Genomic DNA, 18,083 nt, shown 5'->3' with positions numbered 1-18,083 from the left:
CTATCCGGACGAACGATGCGGGTGTAGCTCAATGGTAGAGCAGAAGCTTCCCAAGCTTACGACGAGGGTTCGATTCCCTTCACCCGCTCCACTTCCCGATCTGTATCTGATGCGCCATGGCGAGACGCTCTGGAACGTCGAAGGCCGCCTGCAGGGCCGCGGGGATTCCCCCTTGTCCGACCGCGGGATACGTCAGGCCGGATGGCTGGCGCATCTGACGCGCGGGATCGACGGCTTTCGCGTCTCCAGCCCGCTTGGACGGGCCGACCAGACGGCGCGGATCGTGTTTGGCGACAGGTTCCGGCATGATGCGCGCCTGTCCGAAATCTGCGTGGGTGAATTTGCGGGGCACCTGGAGCGTGATCTTCGCGGCCGCCATCCCGACCTGTTCCGCGGTGGCGAATTAGCGTGGTACGACTGCTGCCCGGGCGGCGAAGGGTTCGCCGCACTGGAGGTACGGTGCCGGGCATTCCTGATGGACCTGACCGGCCCCACGCTGGTCGTGACCCATGGCATCACCCTGCGCATGCTGCGATGCCTTGCGTTGGGCCAAGCCCCCGCTCATCTGGCCCATGGGGTGATTCACCAAGGCGGCATCCACGTGATCCGCAACGGTGCAGAAACCGTCATGCGCCACGTGGATGATGTCTGATCCGCCCTTGCCAAGCGGTACCCAAATCGGTTTTATGCGCGGCGAGCGTGGCCCGTTAGCTCAGTGGTAGAGCGTCCCGTTTACACCGGGCCGGTCGGGAGTTCGAATCTCTCACGGGCCACCATGCATCAATTCGGACATCACGACAGCATGGCCCTAAAATGGGACATTGGCACTATTCTGTTGAAAAATGCCACATTGGCCATCGGAACTGAACTGATGGAAAATGGCGGAGGGGATGGGCCTGATATCCAACCTTCTCCACCCTAAGTCATTGTTTCCGTTATAGCGATCTTGGGATCGTTACCACACTGCAGCTCGCATCAGTCCGCATCCTCCTTTCCTCCATGTCCATAGAGGCTAGCATTCTGGTGGGCCCGATCTTGTCGCTCGAACTCGAGCGTCGAGTGCGTGATGCCAAATTCGCTCTCAAGCGCCCGCTTTATCGCGTGCTTGATGTCCTCGAGGCGATCCCATGCATTCACCTCGACCACCACATGTGTGTCGAGCGCAGCAGCATGCTCTTCCATCTGCCAGAAATGGGCGTGGTGGATGTCAGCCACCCCGTCGATGCCACGCATCGCGGCGACAACCGCGTCGTTGTCGATGTCCGGCGGGCTGCCGAGCATCAGGGTCCGGATCGGCCCACCGATCTCGGTCAAAGCCAAGTAGAGGATATAGAGCGCGATGCCGATGGTGATCGCCGGATCGACCCACCGCATGTCGTAAAGGATGATCAGCGCGCCACCCACGATCACGGCGACCGATGCCAGGGCGTCCGACAGGTTGTGCAGGAAAAGGGCACGGATGTTCACGCTGCCCTTCTGCATCGAATAGGTGAGCAGCGCCGTCAGCGTGTCCACCACCAGCGCGACACCGCCGAGGATGACCACAGTCCAGCCAGCGACCTGGGGCGGGTCGATCATCCGCATGCCGCCCTCGTAGATGAGATAGAAGCCAACGAGGATCAGCGTGGTGTAGTTGATCAGAGCGGCGACGATTTCGATGCGGCCGTAACCGAAGGTCATCCTCTCGTCAGCGGGCCGCCGCGCGATCTTGCGCGCAGCGAAGGCGATCACGAGGGACGCCATGTCGGAGAAGTTGTGCAGCGCATCGGCGATCAGGGCGAGGCTGCCGGACAGGATGCCACCGACGATCTGGGCGACCGTCAAAAGCGCGTTCGCCCAGATCGCAATGGAAACCCGTCGGTCGCCGGACTTGGGGTCGATATGTGCGTGGCCATGGTCGTGAGACATCGTGTTCTCGCTTAAGTCTTGCCGTCATCTTGATGGACCGCCTTGTGGTGCTCGCCATGCGCGTCGCGCAGGATTTCGATACCGCCCCAGGCGGCGACGCCGGCGACCGCGATACCGACCACCAGATCGGGCCAATTGCTGCCCAGCAACCAGACCAGACCGCCTGCGACGAGAATCCCGCCGTTCGAAATGAAGTCATTGAGACTAAATGTGTTAGCCGCTCGGACGTTCACGTCGGGATCCTCGAGCCGACCAAGGAGCCAGATGCAGATGCCATTAACGACCGCGGCAATGAGCGCCATGGAGATCATGAGCGGGCCGAGTGGTTCGGAACCGGTGTAGAAACGGCGGACGGCATCAATCAGGATACCGGCCGCGAAGATCAGCAGCAGCCCCCCCGACACGTTAGCGGCCGCACGCTTCCATTTGTCCGAACGAGACAGGGCGAAAAGGCTGATGGCGTACACGAAGCTGTCGGAGGTGTTGTCCAGACCGTTGGCGATCAGCGCACTGGAGTCGCCCAATGCACCTGTCGCAAAAAAGCCGATGGCGATGGCCGCATTCAGCAGCAGAACCGTCCAGAGCGTACGGCGCTGACGTTCATCCGGATCCTTTGGCAGTTCTTTGGTCATCAGGTTCGCCTCCGTTCGTGCTGGCCGTCGGATCAAGGCGGCCTCATTTGCCCTGCATGCGCAAGCCACTCGATCCCCGCCAGAAAAGAGGCAGCTTGCTGCCCAAGAATCGGCCGAGAGGCAGTTCTAGTTCCTCTAGTCACTAAGATTCAAGGGCTGCGCGTGGATTTATGTCTAGACGCCGCGCGGGGCGAGCAGGATCAGGGCCGCGCCCGCAAGGCAAACGACGCCGCCTGTGAGATCCCAGCGGTCGGGTCGCTCGCCTTCGGCCAGCCACATCCAGAGCACGGACGCCACGATGTAGACGCCCCCGTAGGCTGCGTAGGCGCGCCCGGCGAAGGCCGAGTCGATCTGCGCCAGGAGCCAGCCAAAGGCGATCAGGCTCGCAACGCCTGGAACCAGCCAAACCGCTGAGGCGCCGAGGCGCCACCAAGCCCAGATCGCGAAACAGCCCGCAATTTCCGCCAGAGCCGCGGCGGCATAGATCGCCAGGGTCGGCAGCGCCGTCATTCGGCGGCCCCGGACGTCCTGTGGTCTTGCGCGCAATGTGAATGATCGCTCAGCACCTCGATCACGCGGCAGTCGGCCACGGTGCCCTGTGCGCACTGCGCGATCATGCGCTCGAGCTCTGCCTTCAGCGCCGTGAGCCGCGCGATCCGGGCCTTGACGGCGGTGAGCTGTTTCTTCGCGATGACGTCGGCGGCTGCGCAGGATTGATCGGGCTCATCGGAGAGGCTCAGAAGGTCCCGGATAGCGTCCAGCGGAAACCCAAGCTCGCGCGCGTGGCGGATGAACGCCAGCCGATCCAGCGCCGAATCCCCATAGAGCCGCTGGTTTCCGGCGCTGCGCTCCGGCTCCGGCAGGAGCCCGATCTGCTCGTAGTAGCGGATCGTCGGAACCTTTACGCCGGCCGCCTCACCCAATTTTCCGATGGTGAGCATCAGATTGCCTCTTGAAGCTATAGCTACTAGAGACCTTACATTCCCGACTCAGTAAATACAACGTCGCCCGCTGGGCGGGTGGAAGGGCGTGATGACAGCGAGCGACAGTGCAACCTACGAGTGGACGGTTTCCGGGATGGACTGTGCGTCCTGCGCCAACAAGGTCCGGGGTGCGGTCGAACGCTTGCCGGGCGTGAGGGACGTCGACGTGGCGCTTATGACTGAGCGGCTTCGGCTAACCCTCGACGACGGGCAGACGCCGCGCGATCAGATCGAGGCGACCGTCAAGCGGCTCGGCTACGGGATCGCAGCGAAAGGATCGAGCCCCGACCGAAAACGCTTCGTGCTGCCGGAGGGCGAGCAAGCGTCCCGTGCGGACCGCTCGCGGGATGGCGCAGGACTCGAGCCCGACACTGCATCGACAGAGCCCGAGACCGGCCCTGCGCCCGGTTCGCGTTGGTATCGAACTGCGAAGGGCAGACTGGTGATCGGCACCGGGCTCCTCCTCGCGGCGGCATGGGCCGTGAAACTGCTCGCTTCCCAGGACGTGGCGACCTGGGCATTCGTCCTCGCCACGCTCATCGGGGTTGCGCCAATCGCGCGCCGCGCCGTGGCGTCCGCCCGAGCGGGTATGCCGTTCACGATCGAGATGCTGATGACCATCGCCGCCACCGGCGCGCTCGTCATCAATGCAGCAGAAGAAGCGGCGCTGGTCGTCTTCCTCTTCGCTGTTGGGGAGGTTCTCGAAGGCGTGGCGGCGAACAAGGCGCGCGACGGGATCCGGGCGCTCGCTCGCCTGGTGCCGAAGACTGCGCTCCTCGAGATCGGCGGCAGGACACGGGTGATACCGGCCGACCAGTTGCAAGTGGACCAGATCGTTCTGGTGCGCCCGGGGGACCGGGTCCCGGCAGACGGCGAGGTGATCGAGGGCACTTCGGGCGTCGACGAGAGCGCCGTCACGGGGGAGAGTGTGCCGAAGCTGAAGGAGCCGGGGTCCCCGGTTTTTGCAGGCTCGATCAATTCCGAGGCGGCGCTGCGTGTCCGGGTCACCAAGTCGGCCGAGGACAACACCATTGCCCGTATCATTCGGCTGGTCGAGGAAGCGGAAAGCGCCCGGGCGCCGGTCGAGCGCTTCATCGATCGTTTCAGCCGTATCTACATGCCCGCAGTCGTCGGGGTTGCGGTGCTGGTGGCGATCACTCCGCCCCTCGCGTTCGCGCAAGCCTGGGATACCTGGATCTACCGCGCGCTCGCGTTGCTCTTGATCGGATGTCCCTGCGCGCTGGTGATTTCGGTGCCGGCTTCCATCGCCTCTGCGCTTTCTTCCGGCGCGCGGCGCGGACTCCTGATGAAGGGAGGCGCCGTGATCGAGGCCGCGGCGGCCACCACGCATGTCGCATTCGACAAGACGGGGACCCTGACCTACGGGCGGCCGCGCGTCACGGACGTGGTGCCGATCTCGGGATCGGGAACGGAGGTGCTGGCGCTGGCTGCCGCCGTCGAAGCGGGGTCGAGCCATCCTCTGGCGGAAGCGATCTTGACCCGCGCGGAAGCTGCGGGAGCGCCGTCCCTGGCCGCGACCGCCGCCAGAGCACTCCCGGGCAAAGGGGCAGAGGCAGTCGTTGAGGGTGAACCCGCCTGGGTAGGCTCTCCACGGTTCGCCGAGGAGCGCGGTGTGTTGGACGACAGCACGCGTGGGGCGGTGGTCGGCATGGAGGATGAAGGCAAGACCGTCGTCGCGGTCTTCCGCCGGAGCCAGCTTGTCGGACTCGTCGCGCTCCGGGACGAACCCCGAGAGGATGCCGCCCGCGCGGTGCAGCAACTCAAGGCGCTTGGCATCGCGTCGGTGATGCTGACCGGCGACAACCGGCGCACGGCAGCAGCCATTTCCGCTGGGCTGGGCATTGAGCATCGCGCCGAACTGATGCCTGAAGACAAGGTCGCGGCGGTCCGCGAGATGACGGCCACGGGCCATGTCATGATGGTGGGCGACGGCATCAATGATGCCCCTGCGCTCGCCACCGCCCACATCGGCGTGGCCATGGGCTCGGGAACGGATGTCGCGCTCGAAACCGCGGACGCCGCGATCCTGCGCAATCGGGTGACCGACGTGGCCGGCAAGATACGCCTTGCTCGCGCAGCCATGGCGAACATCAGGCAGAACGTGGCGATCGCGCTCGGCCTCAAGGCGGTGTTTCTGGTGACCACCATCCTTGGCATTACCGGGCTCTGGATCGCCATCCTCGCCGATACCGGGGCGACGGTGCTCGTCACGCTGAACGCGCTGCGGCTTCTCGCTTTCGATCCGGAGGAGACCTGAGATGCTGTCTCCGTTCGGCTGGTCGGCGCTCGCCGTCTTTGCGCTCTACCTCGCGCTCTTCTTCTGGGGCGGCGTATCGGCGGCCCGGGCCGCGGGGCGGCCGATATGGCTGTTCGGGCGGGCGACCGGCCGCGACCGGCTAGCCGCTGCGGGCTTCCGCGCCGCCTTCGCTATCGCCTTTCTCGGGCCACTGATCTGGCTGGCATCTCCGCAAGTCCAGAACGCCGACCCGTTCTGGGCCGACGGTGGGCTGCCTCTTCTGAGCTTCGCCGGACACCTTCTCGCCATTCTGGGCGCGATGGTCGCCTTTGCCGCTCAGATGTCGATGGGGGCGTCCTGGCGTGTGGGTGTCGATCCGGCCGCAATCGGTGAACTTGTTTCCGGTGGCCTCTATCGGATCAGCCGCAACCCGACGTTTCTGGGCCAATTGCTGCTGCTCGTCGGAATCGCCCTTGCCATTCCTTCTGTCCCGACGGTGTTGGCAGCTCTCCTGTTCTGGGCATCGGCGAGCACTCAAATACGGAGTGAGGAACGTCTGCTCTCCCAGGAGCTCGGCAGGCCATACGACGAATTCAGGGAGCGCGTCCCTCGGTGGGCCGCTTTTCGGCACTGGGGCGAAGGATCAAAATCAGCATCCACTCGCAATTCCCATATCGCCGAGATCAACGGGTAGTGAGCCGGCAGAACTTGAATCCCGACAGGCCGAAGCCTCTAAGGCTTCCGATGGCATCGAGGCGAAGGAATAGATGACGTTGAGAAAACTGCAGATCGCACTTTGGGCAGCGGTAGCGCTGGTCCTGATCGGCACTGCCGGCTTCATGCTCGGCGCGCGAAACGAAGAGCCTGTCGCAGCGGCGACCTTTCAGCCGAGCTTTGCCTTGGCCGATGCTGCGGGACGGGAGCGCACGGGCGAGGAATTCAGGGGCAAGTATCTTCTCGTCTTCTTCGGCTTTACCAACTGCCCGGATGTCTGCCCGACGACGCTGGCCGAGGTGGCGCAGGTGATGGACGGGCTCGGCGAGGACGCGGCGCAGGTGCAGCCGCTGTTCATTTCGATCGATCCCGAGCGCGATCGGCAGATGGGGCTTTCCGAATTCACGGAGGCGTTCCATCCCTCGATCCTCGGGCTTGCCGGCACTGCGGATGAAACGCGGGCCGCCGCCGAGAGCTTCAAGATTTTCTACGAGCGTCAGGAGGCCGAGGCCTCCCCCGACGGCTACAGCATGTCGCACAGTTCGGCCCTTTACCTGATCGGGCCAGAAGGCCACTGGATCAGGCAGTATAGCTACGGGACGCCAGCATCGGAAATTCTGGCCGATCTCCAGACGAGATTGTGAGGCAAACAATGAAAAGATTGGCGATCATCCTGGCCCTTCTCATCGCCGCACCCCCTGCCATAGCATGCGAGACCTTCACGATAGGCGATATCACGGTGGAGCAAGTCTGGTCGCGTGCCTCTATCGGGACGCAGCGGCCGGGTGTGCTGTACGTGATGATCCGCAATGAGGGGGCAGCCGACGACGCATTGGTCTCGATCTCAACGCCGATCGCGGAACAACCGATGCTGCACGAGACAACGGTCGAGGATGGCGTCGCTTCGATGCCGCACGCCATGCGAGTCCCCGTGCCTGCCGGGCAGACGGTCGAGCTCCGCCCCGGCGGCTATCACGGCATGCTGATGGGCCTGACCCGGACGCTGGAAGAAGGCGCGTCCTTTCCTGTCACCCTGACATTCGAGCAGGCCGGAGAGCTGACGGTTTCGGCCGAGGTGCTGTCGATGCGGGCGGAGGCGCCGGCATGCGACGCCGCACAGTGATCGCCGGCCTCGGTGCCGTGGCCGGAGGCCTCGCGTTCACGCTCGGGCTCGGCGCGTGGCGAACCCGTGATCGGGAGATCGTTCAACAAGATCCACGTCTGCCGCTGCCGCTCTCGTCGATGGACTGGCGTCTGGTCGATCACCGCGGCGAGCCCGTTGTGCCGGCCGACTGGGTCGGGCGACCGGCGCTGGTGTTCTTTGGCTTTACCTGGTGCCCCGATGTCTGCCCGATGACCTTGGTCGATATATCGGGCTGGCTCGAGGATCTCGGTCCCGACGCCGACCGCCTGACGGTCGCGCTCATCACCGTCGATCCGGAGCGCGATACGCCGGAAGTGCTGGCGGAGTATCTCGGCAACTTCGATCCCCGCATCACCGGACTGACCGGCGACCCAGAGCAGATCAGGGCGGCCGCGGAGGATTTTCGCGTGCGCTATGAGAAGATCCCGCGAGAGGATGCAGACTACACGATGAATCACACGGCCGGCGTGTTCCTGTTCCATCCCGAAGGACGCTTTGCGAGCATCATCGACTTTCACGAGGACAGGCGGCACGCCGTTCCCAAAATCCGGCGCGCCCTGAGCTGAGAACCAGAGCGAATGCCGTACGCCGAAGGAGAACCAATGACGTTCAATCTATCTCGACGTGACCTGGTGTTGGGCGCCTGCGCTGCATCTCTGGTGGCTCCCTTCGCTGCGCGGGCTGAAGCCGCGCTGGCCGTGCACGTGGTCAAGGGCACTGGCTGCGCCTGCTGCACCGCGTGGGCCGAGTACCTGCAGGCGGAAGGATTCGATGTCACCGAGGAGGAACTTTACGGAACCCTGCTCATCCGCCACAAGCTCGACCATGGCGTCCCCCAGAAGATGATGTCCTGCCACACCGGACACGCTGGGGGGTATGTCCTTGAAGGCCATGTGCCGGCTGCCGACATCCGCCGCCTCATTGAGGAGCGGCCTGACGCCGTGGGTCTGGCAGTTCCCGGCATGCCCTACGGTTCACCGGGCATGGGTCCGGAGGATAAGCGCGAGGCCTATGACGTCTTTCTGATCCGCCGCGACGGATCGACAGAGGTGTTCTCCAGCTACGAGGCAGCCTGACCAGAAATTTACCCGGCCAGAGAACGATTCCGCTGCAGTCCAAGGAGCCCGCTAGCCTTCCATAGCCCACGCGGTCAGATCGAGCGCTGGTTGACGCGCTTCGACAGCTCTGCAGCGCTTTCCACCCGCTCCGAGTATCGATCGGTCAGATAGGCCGAGCGGTCGCGCGTGAGATGGGTGAACTTCACGAGTTCCTCCATCACGTCGACGATGCGGTTGTAGTAGGGCGAGGGGCGCATCCGGCCGGCCTCGTCGAACTCGCCCCAGGCCTTCGCCACCGAGGACTGGTTCGGGATCGTCACCATGCGCATCCAGCGGCCGAGGATGCGCATCTGGTTGACCGCGTTGAAGCTCTGCGAGCCGCCTGAGACCTGCATGACGGCGAGCGTCTTACCCTGCGTCGGCCGCACACCGCCGAGCGACAGCGGCAGCCAGTCGATCTGCGCCTTCATGACGCCTGTCATCGCGCCATGCCGCTCCGGCGAGCACCAGACCATGCCCTCAGCCCAAATCGCGAGGTCGCGGAGCTCCTTGACCCTCGGGTGGTCGGGACCTTCCGCGTCCGGCAGTGGCAGGCCCGAAGGGTTGAAGGTGCGGGTCTCGGCGCCGAACCAGCGCAGCAGGCGCGCCGCCTCCTCCGAGGCGAAGCGCGAGTAGGAGCGTTCCCGCAGCGAGCCATAAAGCATCAGGATGCGCGGCGGATGCGTGGGCGCGCCCGGCCCGGCGAGCGCGGCCACGTCGATCGGCCTGAGCGACGCGGGATCGACGTTCGGCAGATCCTCGATCGGGAAAGGATGATCAGCCATGACGTGCGCCTCCGTCATCGCCAGGAAAATGGTGCCGCGTCCGGTTGGCGAAGGCGACGAGCGATAGCATCACCGGAACCTCGACGAGAACGCCAACCACCGTGGCGAGCGCAGCACCGGATTGAAGTCCGAAGAGGCTGATCGCGACGGCGACCGCCAGCTCGAAGAAGTTCGACGTGCCGATCAGCGCGCAGGGCGCCGCGACGGTGAAGGGCACGCGCCAGGCCCATGCCGCAGCATAGGCGAGCGCGAAGATGCCGTAGGATTGGATGAGCAGCGGCACCGCGATCAGCGCGATCAGCAGCGGCTGGTCGAGGATGATCTGCCCCTGAAAGCCGAAGAGGAGCACGACCGTCGCCAGAAGGCCGACCACCGAAAAGGGTTTCACCGCTGCCGTGAAGCGCGCGACCGCCGCCTCGGCGCCCGCGCCCCGCCGTCCCCGCGCGAGCCACTGGCGCGTGGCGGCGCCGGCAGCGAGCGGGATCAGGATGTAGAGTCCGACCGAAAGGATCAGCGTCTCCCACGGCACGACGATGTCGGTGACGCCGAGGAGCAGCGCCACGATCGGCGCGAAGGCAAAGATCATGATGACGTCATTCACCGACACCTGCACCAGCGTGTAGGTGGCGTCGCCCCGAGTGAGCTGCGACCACACGAATACCATCGCCGTGCAGGGAGCGGCCCCCAGCAGGATCAGACCGGCGATGTATTGCTGGGCATCGGCCGGTGCAATCAGATCCGCGAACAGGACCTCGAAGAACAGAACGGCGAGCCCTGCCATGGTGAAGGGCTTGATCAGCCAGTTCACCGCGATCGTCAGCACAAGCCCTTTCGGCCGATCGCCGATATGGCGCAGGCTCGCGAAATCGACCGCCACCATCATCGGATAGACCATCGCCCAGATCAGGACGGCGACGACGAGGTTGACGGAAGCGATCTCCAGCCCGGCCAGCACCTCGAACAGCCCTGGAAACACGTTGCCGAGCAGCAGGCCAGTGGCGATGCAGAGCGCCACCCAGACCGAGAGCCACTTTTCGAAGAAGCCGATCCCGGCAGGCGGCGCCGCGATGGCCTCGGCCGTGGGCGCATAGGTGTCGTTGCTCATCGGGCGGCGCTCTCGTTTACGCGACGTCCGTTGGCGTCCACCACGAGCTCGCCATCCTCCTTGCGGAATTCGCCCTGCTGCGGATTCGGCAGGATCTCCAGCACGGCCTCGGACGGACGGCAGAGCCGGGTCCCGAGCGATGTCTCGACGATCGGTCGGTTGATCAGGATTGGATGCGCCAACATCAGATCTATCAACTCGTCGTTGGAGAACTTCGGGTCGTCGAGCCCGAGCTCGTCGAAGGGCGTGCCCTTCCGGCGCAGGAGATCGCGCACGGAAATGCCCATTGCGGCGATCAGGGCCACGAGCCGCTCGCGGCCCGGCGGCGTCTTCAGGTATTCGATGACCTCCGGCTCCTCGCCGGAGTTACGGATCAGCGCCAGCACGTTGCGCGACGTGCCGCAGTTTGGATTGTGATAGATCGTGGTGGTCATGCGGTCTCCTTCCGGGCGGCGGCAGTCGGGGGAGCGATCCCGCAGGCTGCCGGATCGCCAGCGCAGCAGTGACGGGTCAGGTAATCGATCAGGCCTGTCATGGTGTCGAAGCTGGCCGCGTAGATGAGCGAGCGCCCTTCGCGCCGGACGGTCACCAGCCCGGCATGCTTCAGCTCCTTGAGGTGGAACGACAGGGTCGCCGAGGGAAGATCGAGCGCCTCGCCAATCCGGCCCACTGCTCGGCCCTCCGGGCCGGCCTCCACCAGCAGGCGGAAGATGTCGAGACGCGTCTCCTGCGAGAGCGCGGCCAGCGCCGCTAAGGTATTTTTCTTCTCCATATCTCCACAATATTGGAGATGTAAGGGACAATCAATCCCCCGAGTGCGGCAGCTCAGCGCCGATCGTCGCTGGCCCTGCACGCCCATGCCTGCTCGCGCAGTACGACGTAGTCGCTCATCATCTCCGCCAGCACCGAGCGCTCCGGCAGCAGCAAGAGCTCGTCGGCCGCACGCGCCTGGAGACCGCGACTGTACTCCACGACCGGCGGGCATGCAGAGATGCCGCCCGTCTCAGAACCGGCCGTCGCGCAGCCGCTTAGCAAGCTCGTCGCGATCACGAGGGCGGCGCGCCGCCGCTTCCAGCATCTGGCGTTGGACATCATTGGCTTTCTCCGCGGTCGCAAGGCGTTCGGCGAGGCGTCCCGCTCGCTCGCCGGACCGCCGAAGCGCAAGCAGGAACAGGAGCACGGCGAGGACGATGGCGCCGTAGCGCGGCGCTGCCCGCATCCACGGGCCGGCGGCGAACCCGCTCAGGAGCGCGGCGATCACCGCCGCCCCCGCTTCCAGTCGTCGAGCCGGGCGTAGATCGTGACCGCGATCCCGAAAAGCGCCACGGCAATGAACACCCAGCGCAGCGTGTCGAGATACGGGACCAGCGGCAGGATTGCGGATTGGGTCTCGGCCAACACGGTCTTCGCCACCTCGACCCCGGCCGCGCCCAGCGTCGCGACACCAGCAGCGCCGCCACCCTTCATGGTGCGGCTGTCGGCCAGCACTTCGCGGGCGGGCGGCGTCTCGGCGGCGAAGACCGTCTCCCGGACCGGGAACCTCTCACCCCACTGGCGCGCGGGGCCGAGGTCGACATGCATGAACCCCGAGCGGGGGTAGAAGCCGAAGCCGAGGAACCCGACCTCTCGCGCCGCCGCCTCGAAGGCCACGGGATCGTGGTTCGCCATGGCGATGTCGAAGGCGGCGCCGTCCATGTGCTTTGACCGGGTCGCGCCGCCGACGGCACGGTTGTGCTCGGGGCTGCGATAGGCCGAGCGGACGATCAGCGGCTTGCCCAGCCGGTCACGCAGCGCCTGCAGCTTGTCGAGCGCAGCTTCGTTGACCAGCAGCTTGCCCGTCCCTCGGCAGGCGATCTCGGCGGGTGAGAAATTCGGCCAGCGCCAGGCGCTCTCCGGCACGTCGCGCCAATGATTGTGGAATGTCGTCGTCATGGGGTCCTCCGAAAACGAGTTTCCGGCCCCTCGCAGGGCTCGGTGCGTTCGCCGCTCGGGAAGGTCCACTGGACCTTCCCGTCTGCCTGTCAGGCAGACCACGGCTCACCCCGCCACGAGGGCGGGTCATTGCGGGCCGATGAATGGGGATGGTGCGCGGCTACGGGCTGCCGCCGAAGATCTTCAGCTTGATGGCGATGCCGGCGAGCAGCGCCAGCATGACGCCAGTGGTGATCATGCGAACGGCGGTCTGCATGGCGGTGCGGCGCACCAGCCGGATGCAGTCGACCAGCGAGCGCAGATCGCGGATGTCGAGGGCCGCCTCGTCGCCGTCGAGGCCGACATCGGCCAGCGCGCGCTTCGCGCCTTCCTCGGCCGCCCGGGTCAGGATCGCCTCGAACTCGGCGTCAGGCATACGCACGAAGCCCTCGGATCGGGGTGGTGTCATCGGATCCTCCTTCCGCGGCTCAGCCGATCTTGCAGCCCCAGAAGGACGTGTGGTCGGCGGCGAAGTAGCCGTCCGCGACCCGGAAATACCCCTGCAACTCGACGGTATCGCCCGCGATGAGCGGCACCATGGTCTGCAGCCAGATCGCGGTGGCGAGCGAGACATGGGTGGCGGAGATTTCGCCGAGGGAGCCGCGGATTTCCGTCGTGCCGTTCAGCACGAGCCGCCCGCGCATGCGCGCCGTGGCACTGGCGTTGATCTTGTAGAGGAGCGTCGCGCCGAAGAGGTAGGTGCCGTCCACCGGCGCCACGAAGTGGTTGTTCGCGGCGTCAAAGGCGCCCTGGTCGTTGTAGTCGGTGTTGTTCAGGCCGATCTTCGTCCAGGTCCCGACGCCGACATAGTTGTCGTAGTTGGTGTACGCCTTGAACCGCGGCAGGCGCGGCTGGTCGACGATGCCGGTCGCGTTGTCGACGCTCAGCCCATCGAAAAATGTGCTGCCGTCTGCCGAGACCGCGAGGCGGAAGCGGTCGGAGCCGAACAGCCCCACCAGCGCCTTGGTCACGAAGCCGGTCTGCAGCGTCAGGCCGAGATCGTCGCCCGCAGCCTCCTTGTTCATGGTGTAGAACAGATCGCCGGTGCCACCCTCGGCCACGGTCTTCGCGGTCCAGAGCGCGGCGTTGAGCTTGGCCGAGAACGGGTTCGACGCGTCGGCCGTTGTACCCAGCCCCAACAGTGCGAGGTTCTGCAGCGTCGCAGGCGTGGTCCCGATCCAACCCGCGCCATCATAGACCAGCAGCAGTCCTTCGTCCTCGACCCATGCCCGCCAGCCGGTCCGCGGCGGCAGGCGCAGCCAGGCGCCGTCCGTCCAGAGCGCGACATTCAGATCCCAGCCGGCCCAATCGCCGGTGGCGCTGGAGGCGACGATGTAGCGGTCGCCGTCGGCGGGGCTGCCGGGCGGCGCAGTCAGATCCCGGTCGAGCACCGAGAGCTGGACGAGCCCGTCGAGGATCCGCAGCGCCTCGTTGTGGGTGACGTGCTTCTGGGCCTGCGCCGCCAGAATGTAGGGCAGCAGAAGATGGGTCGTGGCGTCGGACATGGAATGGCCTTCAGAACGTGAGGGTGACGGTCTTGGGCGCGCCCCGCCCGACGAGGGCGGAGAGCTGGTGGATGCGGATGGCGAGCGTGTTGCCCGGCCCAAGCGGCGCGCCCCAGTCAGCGATCTGGTCGGCGGCCGCGTAGATCGCGCTCGTCGAAGTCGCGCTCAACACCCGCTTCACGGTCGCACCTCCGAGGATCTCGACCTCATAGGCTTCGAGCTCTTCTCCGAGCGGCACCTCAACCGCGCCCCAGCTGTCGGCCGCGAGCGCGCGGGTCCTGCGCGTCCAGCGGATGGTCAGATCGCCGGGGCTGCGCGGCGTGCGCCATGGCTGCTCGACATGAGCGACCGAGAACGGCCGCAGTCCCACGCCCTTGGGCGCGAAGGGCTGCGCGACGTAGGTCTCGTCGCTGACGGGGCGGCTCGCCGGGCCAATGCGCCAGTTCCACGGGATACCGAGATCGGCCTCAGCGATCGGCAGCGATGCGAGGCTGTCGTCGAGTACCACGACGCGGGCGCCAGCAGGCGCATGATTGCCCATCGTACTCTCGGTCCCGCGCTGGCCACGCAGGAGCCGGGTGAGCCGGTACCGGCCCGGCGCCAGCAGCTCGGCCGCACCCGCCTGCACGATTTCCCAGACGCCGGGCGCGCTCTCGATGGCCAGCGCGTTCGCCCCGCCGAACAGGGTCAGGTCCGTGACGCTTTCCAGCGTGCCGGTCAGCAGATCGACCACCAGCGCATTGCCGAGATCGAAGCGCGACGTCGGCCCCGCGAAGAAGTCGGAGACCAGCGCCCCGATCCGGGCGCGGCTGCCAAGCGTCGTCAGCAGCTCGAAGCCATCGGTCGAAGGGCTGCGGAACACCGCCATCTCGCCGGGCCAGGGAACCGCGTGCGCGGCTACCAGCGGCCGATGCGCGGGCTGATCTTCGGTCAGCTGCGGCAGGTCCATCAGCACGGCATCCGGCGCGCCGAACACGACGGCCCGCGTCAGCGACGCCGCGCGGGGATCGCCGGGCGGCAGATCGTAGGTCGCGCGGTCCTGGCGGACCGCCTCAATGCCGCGCGCCTCGGCGTCGGCGATGGCGACGAGTCGCAGATCGTCCAGTCGCCCGTCATGGGCGAGCCGGATCGCGTCGGCCGGATCGAGCGCGAGGCGCGAGGGCGGCAATCGGAACGCCGCCGTCTCGCGCCCCACCCACGCCTCCATCAGCGCGCGGCGGCAGCGCCGCTCGGCCTCCTCGGGCGGCACCGCCATCGGGAAGGACTCGGAGGCGATGCGCGTCGTGTCCACGGTGATGCGCCGCGCCTCGACGAGGGCCGCATCGTAATCCTCGTCGGCGCGGGCGACTTGCCACTTCAGTGCCTGCGGCAGTTCGGTTTCTTGGCCGCGCGTCAGCTCCAGCACATCGCCCTCGCGGGCGGCCACCAGGTCGTCGGGCGCGAGGGTGGCGACGGAGGCTCGGCCGCGCATCACGAAGCGGATCACGCCCTCGGTCTCCACCGCGTCGAAGCCGAAGTGACGCGACAGCGTGGTGATCGAGGCGCGCGGGCTTTCCAGCGCGGTGATGGCGTAGCCCTCGACCGCGCCCCAAAGCCCGGTGACGTCGATCCGGGACTCTTGCAGCCCGGCGCGTAGGCAGAGGTGGCGGACGAGCGCCGCGAGCGACACCGCGCCGAGACGGCCCGTCAGCCAGTGACCCAGCCGCCAGTTCGCCCCGTCCGTCCAGACGTCGGTCAGCGCCGGGAAGAACGGATAGGGCCGCGCGTCCCAGGTCCAGGCGGCGCATTCCGGCACATGCACCATGCGTGCGCCATAGACCGATGACACCGGGTTGTTCGCAGCCTCGCCCCACCAGAGGTACGTCGCCTCGAGATAGGCGCGCTGGATGGCGTCATCGCGCCAGCCCCGCGAGAAATGCGGCGTGAAGCTCTCGGACGATTTCGGGTCGAAGAAGACGTTGGGCTGGTTGGTGCCCCGGTCGATGGCCGGGCAGCCGAGTTCGGTGAACCAGATCGGCTTGGACTGCGGCGCCCATGCCGTCGCCGCTGCGCTCTCGACCCCGCCCGAGCGGTCGTAGTGCGGGTTCGACCACCAGGCGCGCAGATCCTTGTAGCGGAACACCCACGGCTTGGCCGCCGCACCGTCTGTGATCGGCGTGCGGACCTGCGCCAAGCGATCCGCCGCGCTGGCATAGAACCAGTCGAAGCCTTCCCCGCCCGCGATGTTGCCCTGCAGGTAGGCCCGGTCGTAGATCGCGGGCCAGCCCTCCTGTGCATCGGCATGCTCGAAGCCGTCCCGCCAGTCGGATAGCGTCATGTAGTTGTCGATGCCGACGAAATCGATCTCGGGATCGGCCCAGAGGGGGTCGAGGTGGAAGAACACGTCACCGCTGCCGTCGCCCGGCTGGTGCCCGAAATACTCCGACCAGTCCGCCGCATATCCGATCTTCGTCCCCGACCCGAGGATCGAGCGGACATCCGCAAGGAGGTCCCGATAGGCCTGCACCGCCGGATAGGTGCTGTCGCCCGAGCGGATGGTGGTCAGCCCCGGCATCTCGGTGCCGATCAGGAAGGCGTCGACCCCGCCCGCCGCGGCACAGAGATGGGCGTAGTGCAGCACCATGCGCCGCAGGCCCCAGTCGCCGGGCGTGCCGGTCCACGAAACCGACTGACCCGAGACGCTGAAGCTCGCGGGCGTGGCCGCGCCGAACAGCGCCGCGACCTGCGCGGCCGCCGTAGCGGTCTTGTCCACGGTCCCGGCGAAACCGGCGGCCGGGGAACAGGTGATCCTGCCCCGCCAGGGGAACGCGGGCTGGCCGGTCTCGGCGGCGTTGTCGGAATAGGGGTTCGGCAGCGCGTTGCCGGGCGGCACGTCCATCAGGATGAACGGGTAGAAGGTGACGCGCAGCCCGCGCGCCTTCATCTCCTGGATCGCCTGCACCACGGCGAAGTCAGACGGCGTGCCGCCATAGACCGGGCGATCCTCTGCATCCCGGCTGACGAGGAAGGCGCTGGCGCGGCTGACGCCATTGACCGACCAGGTGGCGGGCGTGGTCGATTTGGCCGACACCTCGACTCCCGGCCGCACCTTGCAGGACCCTGCGCGCAGATCGTCGCCGAACCAGGCGACGACGAGACTGACGCTCTCGACTGCCGGCGCCATCGCCTGCAGCCGGTCCAGCGCCTCCACCATGTCGGTGGAGTCGGCCAGCGCGTTCAGGTTCTCTGCCTGCGTCGCGCCGCCATCGGTCTTGCGGATCGCCTGCGTGGCATAGGTGAATTCGCCCGAGGCCGGGATCATGGTGACCGCGCGGGTCAGCCCTTCGGCGGTGTCGGGATCGGCGAGCGGGCGGAACACCTCGAAGGAGAGCTGCGGCAGGCGGCTGCCAAAGGTCGAGAGCGCCAGTTCCTCGAAGACGACATACGCCGTGCCGCGATAGGCGGGCGTGCTGGCCGCGCCCATCTTCGCGGCGATGAACGGATCAGCGATCTGGGTTTCGTCGCCGGGATACCAGCGCCAGGTGACGCCGGAGAGGTCCATCGGCTTGCCGTCGGCCCAGATGCGGCCGATGCCGGTGATCGGACCTTCGCAGAGCGCCACGGCGAAACTTGCGTAGTACAGATACTCGGTGGTCTTGACCTTGCCGCCCCCGCCGCCCTTGCCGCCGCCCTGCGTGGTGGTCTTCGTCTCCTCTCGGAAATCGGTCGCCCAGATGATGTTGCCGCCCATCCGCATCCGACCATAGAGCCGCGGGATCACCGCGCCCTCGGTGGCCGAGGTGATGCGCAAGGTGTCGAGCCGCGCGCCCTCGATGCGCTGGGTGGGCGCCAGCGACGAGATGATCCAGCTGTCGACGACCGACCCGATGGTGGAGCCGATGAAGCCGCCGATCGTCGCGGCGCTGACACCGAGGATCGCGCCGCCGATGCTGCCGCCAATGGCGGCGCCGGCGGCACCGAGAACAAGCGTTGCTATGTCGGG

The 18,083-nt window shown here is 66.5% G+C and carries 20 protein-coding genes and 2 tRNA genes; 9 read left to right on the top strand and 13 right to left on the bottom strand.

Going from position 1 to position 18,083, the window contains the following annotated elements:
* Positions 1-17: 17 nt before the first annotated feature.
* The 3 genes from EOJ32_RS10590 to EOJ32_RS10580 all read left to right on the top strand — a co-directional run bounded on the left by EOJ32_RS10590 (position 18) and on the right by EOJ32_RS10580 (position 776).
* Positions 18-91: transfer RNA gene (locus EOJ32_RS10590), tRNA-Gly, on the top strand.
* Between the two features lie 18 nt (positions 92-109).
* Positions 110-652: a histidine phosphatase family protein gene (locus EOJ32_RS10585; RefSeq protein ID WP_127898536.1), complete on the top strand. Its 543-nt coding sequence runs from the start codon at positions 110-112 to the stop codon at positions 650-652.
* Positions 653-701: 49 nt separating this feature from the next.
* A tRNA-Val gene (locus EOJ32_RS10580) sits at positions 702-776 on the top strand.
* Positions 777-975: 199 nt separating this feature from the next.
* Here the strand turns inward: EOJ32_RS10580 and EOJ32_RS10575 are convergent.
* From EOJ32_RS10575 to EOJ32_RS10560, 4 genes are all read right to left on the bottom strand, one after another.
* A complete protein-coding gene (locus tag EOJ32_RS10575; protein ID WP_089389211.1) occupies positions 976-1,908 on the bottom strand; it encodes a cation diffusion facilitator family transporter in 933 nt (310 codons plus the stop codon).
* An 11-nt stretch (positions 1,909-1,919) separates the two neighbouring features.
* Positions 1,920-2,540: a cation transporter gene (locus tag EOJ32_RS10570; protein WP_089389210.1), complete on the bottom strand. Its 621-nt coding sequence runs from the start codon at positions 2,538-2,540 to the stop codon at positions 1,920-1,922.
* 174 nt (positions 2,541-2,714) lie between these two features.
* Positions 2,715-3,050: a YnfA family protein gene (locus tag EOJ32_RS10565; RefSeq protein WP_127898535.1), complete on the bottom strand. Its 336-nt coding sequence runs from the start codon at positions 3,048-3,050 to the stop codon at positions 2,715-2,717.
* Positions 3,047-3,481: a helix-turn-helix domain-containing protein gene (locus tag EOJ32_RS10560; RefSeq protein ID WP_127898534.1), complete on the bottom strand. Its 435-nt coding sequence runs from the start codon at positions 3,479-3,481 to the stop codon at positions 3,047-3,049. Before EOJ32_RS10560 ends, EOJ32_RS10565 begins: the two co-directional genes overlap by 4 nt.
* Before the next feature lie 91 nt (positions 3,482-3,572).
* Between EOJ32_RS10560 and EOJ32_RS10555 the strand changes: the two genes are divergently transcribed.
* From EOJ32_RS10555 to EOJ32_RS10530, 6 genes are all read left to right on the top strand, one after another.
* Positions 3,573-5,801: a heavy metal translocating P-type ATPase gene (locus EOJ32_RS10555; protein WP_240542406.1), complete on the top strand. Its 2,229-nt coding sequence runs from the start codon at positions 3,573-3,575 to the stop codon at positions 5,799-5,801.
* Between the two features lies 1 nt (position 5,802).
* Complete coding sequence (locus EOJ32_RS10550) at positions 5,803-6,474, top strand: isoprenylcysteine carboxylmethyltransferase family protein (protein WP_127898533.1); 672 nt, start codon at positions 5,803-5,805, stop codon at positions 6,472-6,474.
* Between the two features lie 73 nt (positions 6,475-6,547).
* A complete protein-coding gene (locus EOJ32_RS10545; protein ID WP_127898532.1) occupies positions 6,548-7,138 on the top strand; it encodes an SCO family protein in 591 nt (196 codons plus the stop codon).
* 8 nt (positions 7,139-7,146) lie between these two features.
* Positions 7,147-7,617 carry a copper chaperone PCu(A)C gene (locus tag EOJ32_RS10540; protein ID WP_127898531.1) on the top strand — a complete coding sequence of 157 codons (471 nt, stop codon included), beginning with the start codon at positions 7,147-7,149 and terminating at the stop codon, positions 7,615-7,617.
* The gene (locus tag EOJ32_RS10535; protein ID WP_127898530.1) at positions 7,599-8,204 is read left to right on the top strand and encodes an SCO family protein; all 606 of its coding nucleotides are present in this window, start codon (positions 7,599-7,601) and stop codon (positions 8,202-8,204) included. The genes EOJ32_RS10540 and EOJ32_RS10535 overlap by 19 nt, the downstream gene beginning before the upstream one ends.
* Before the next feature lie 36 nt (positions 8,205-8,240).
* A complete protein-coding gene (locus EOJ32_RS10530; RefSeq protein ID WP_127898529.1) occupies positions 8,241-8,714 on the top strand; it encodes a DUF411 domain-containing protein in 474 nt (157 codons plus the stop codon).
* 74 nt (positions 8,715-8,788) lie between these two features.
* Here EOJ32_RS10530 and arsH read toward each other — a convergent pair whose 3' ends face one another.
* The 9 genes from arsH to EOJ32_RS10480 form a co-directional block, all read right to left on the bottom strand.
* On the bottom strand, positions 8,789-9,520 hold the full coding sequence (gene arsH / locus EOJ32_RS10525) for an arsenical resistance protein ArsH (RefSeq protein WP_127898528.1): 732 nt from the start codon (positions 9,518-9,520) through the stop codon (positions 8,789-8,791).
* On the bottom strand, positions 9,513-10,625 hold the full coding sequence (gene arsB, locus EOJ32_RS10520; protein ID WP_127898527.1) for an ACR3 family arsenite efflux transporter: 1,113 nt from the start codon (positions 10,623-10,625) through the stop codon (positions 9,513-9,515). Before arsB ends, arsH begins: the two co-directional genes overlap by 8 nt.
* A complete protein-coding gene (gene arsC / locus EOJ32_RS10515; RefSeq protein ID WP_127898526.1) occupies positions 10,622-11,059 on the bottom strand; it encodes an arsenate reductase (glutaredoxin) in 438 nt (145 codons plus the stop codon). Before arsC ends, arsB begins: the two co-directional genes overlap by 4 nt.
* A complete protein-coding gene (locus tag EOJ32_RS10510; protein WP_127898525.1) occupies positions 11,056-11,397 on the bottom strand; it encodes a helix-turn-helix transcriptional regulator in 342 nt (113 codons plus the stop codon). Before EOJ32_RS10510 ends, arsC begins: the two co-directional genes overlap by 4 nt.
* A gap of 231 nt (positions 11,398-11,628) precedes the next feature.
* Positions 11,629-11,886 (bottom strand): hypothetical protein, encoded by a 258-nt coding sequence (locus EOJ32_RS10500; protein WP_127898523.1) that lies wholly within the window; start codon positions 11,884-11,886, stop codon positions 11,629-11,631.
* Positions 11,883-12,557: a D-Ala-D-Ala carboxypeptidase family metallohydrolase gene (locus EOJ32_RS10495; protein ID WP_127898522.1), complete on the bottom strand. Its 675-nt coding sequence runs from the start codon at positions 12,555-12,557 to the stop codon at positions 11,883-11,885. Before EOJ32_RS10495 ends, EOJ32_RS10500 begins: the two co-directional genes overlap by 4 nt.
* A 160-nt stretch (positions 12,558-12,717) precedes the next feature.
* Entirely contained in the window at positions 12,718-13,005 is a 288-nt protein-coding gene (locus tag EOJ32_RS10490; RefSeq protein WP_085378178.1) for a DUF6127 family protein, read from the bottom strand.
* A 19-nt stretch (positions 13,006-13,024) separates the two neighbouring features.
* Complete coding sequence (locus tag EOJ32_RS10485) at positions 13,025-14,101, bottom strand: DUF2793 domain-containing protein (protein WP_127898521.1); 1,077 nt, start codon at positions 14,099-14,101, stop codon at positions 13,025-13,027.
* A 10-nt stretch (positions 14,102-14,111) separates the two neighbouring features.
* Positions 14,112-18,077, bottom strand: a complete 3,966-nt coding sequence (locus tag EOJ32_RS10480) for a glycoside hydrolase TIM-barrel-like domain-containing protein (RefSeq protein WP_127898520.1) — start codon at positions 18,075-18,077, stop codon at positions 14,112-14,114.
* Between the last annotated feature and the right edge of the window lie 6 nt (positions 18,078-18,083).

Source organism: Paracoccus sp. Arc7-R13 (genome assembly GCF_004010775.1).
Lineage (GTDB): Bacteria > Pseudomonadota > Alphaproteobacteria > Rhodobacterales > Rhodobacteraceae > Paracoccus > Paracoccus marcusii.
Note: the sequence above shows the minus strand (reverse complement) of the source record. Positions and strands in the feature narration are given on the sequence as shown.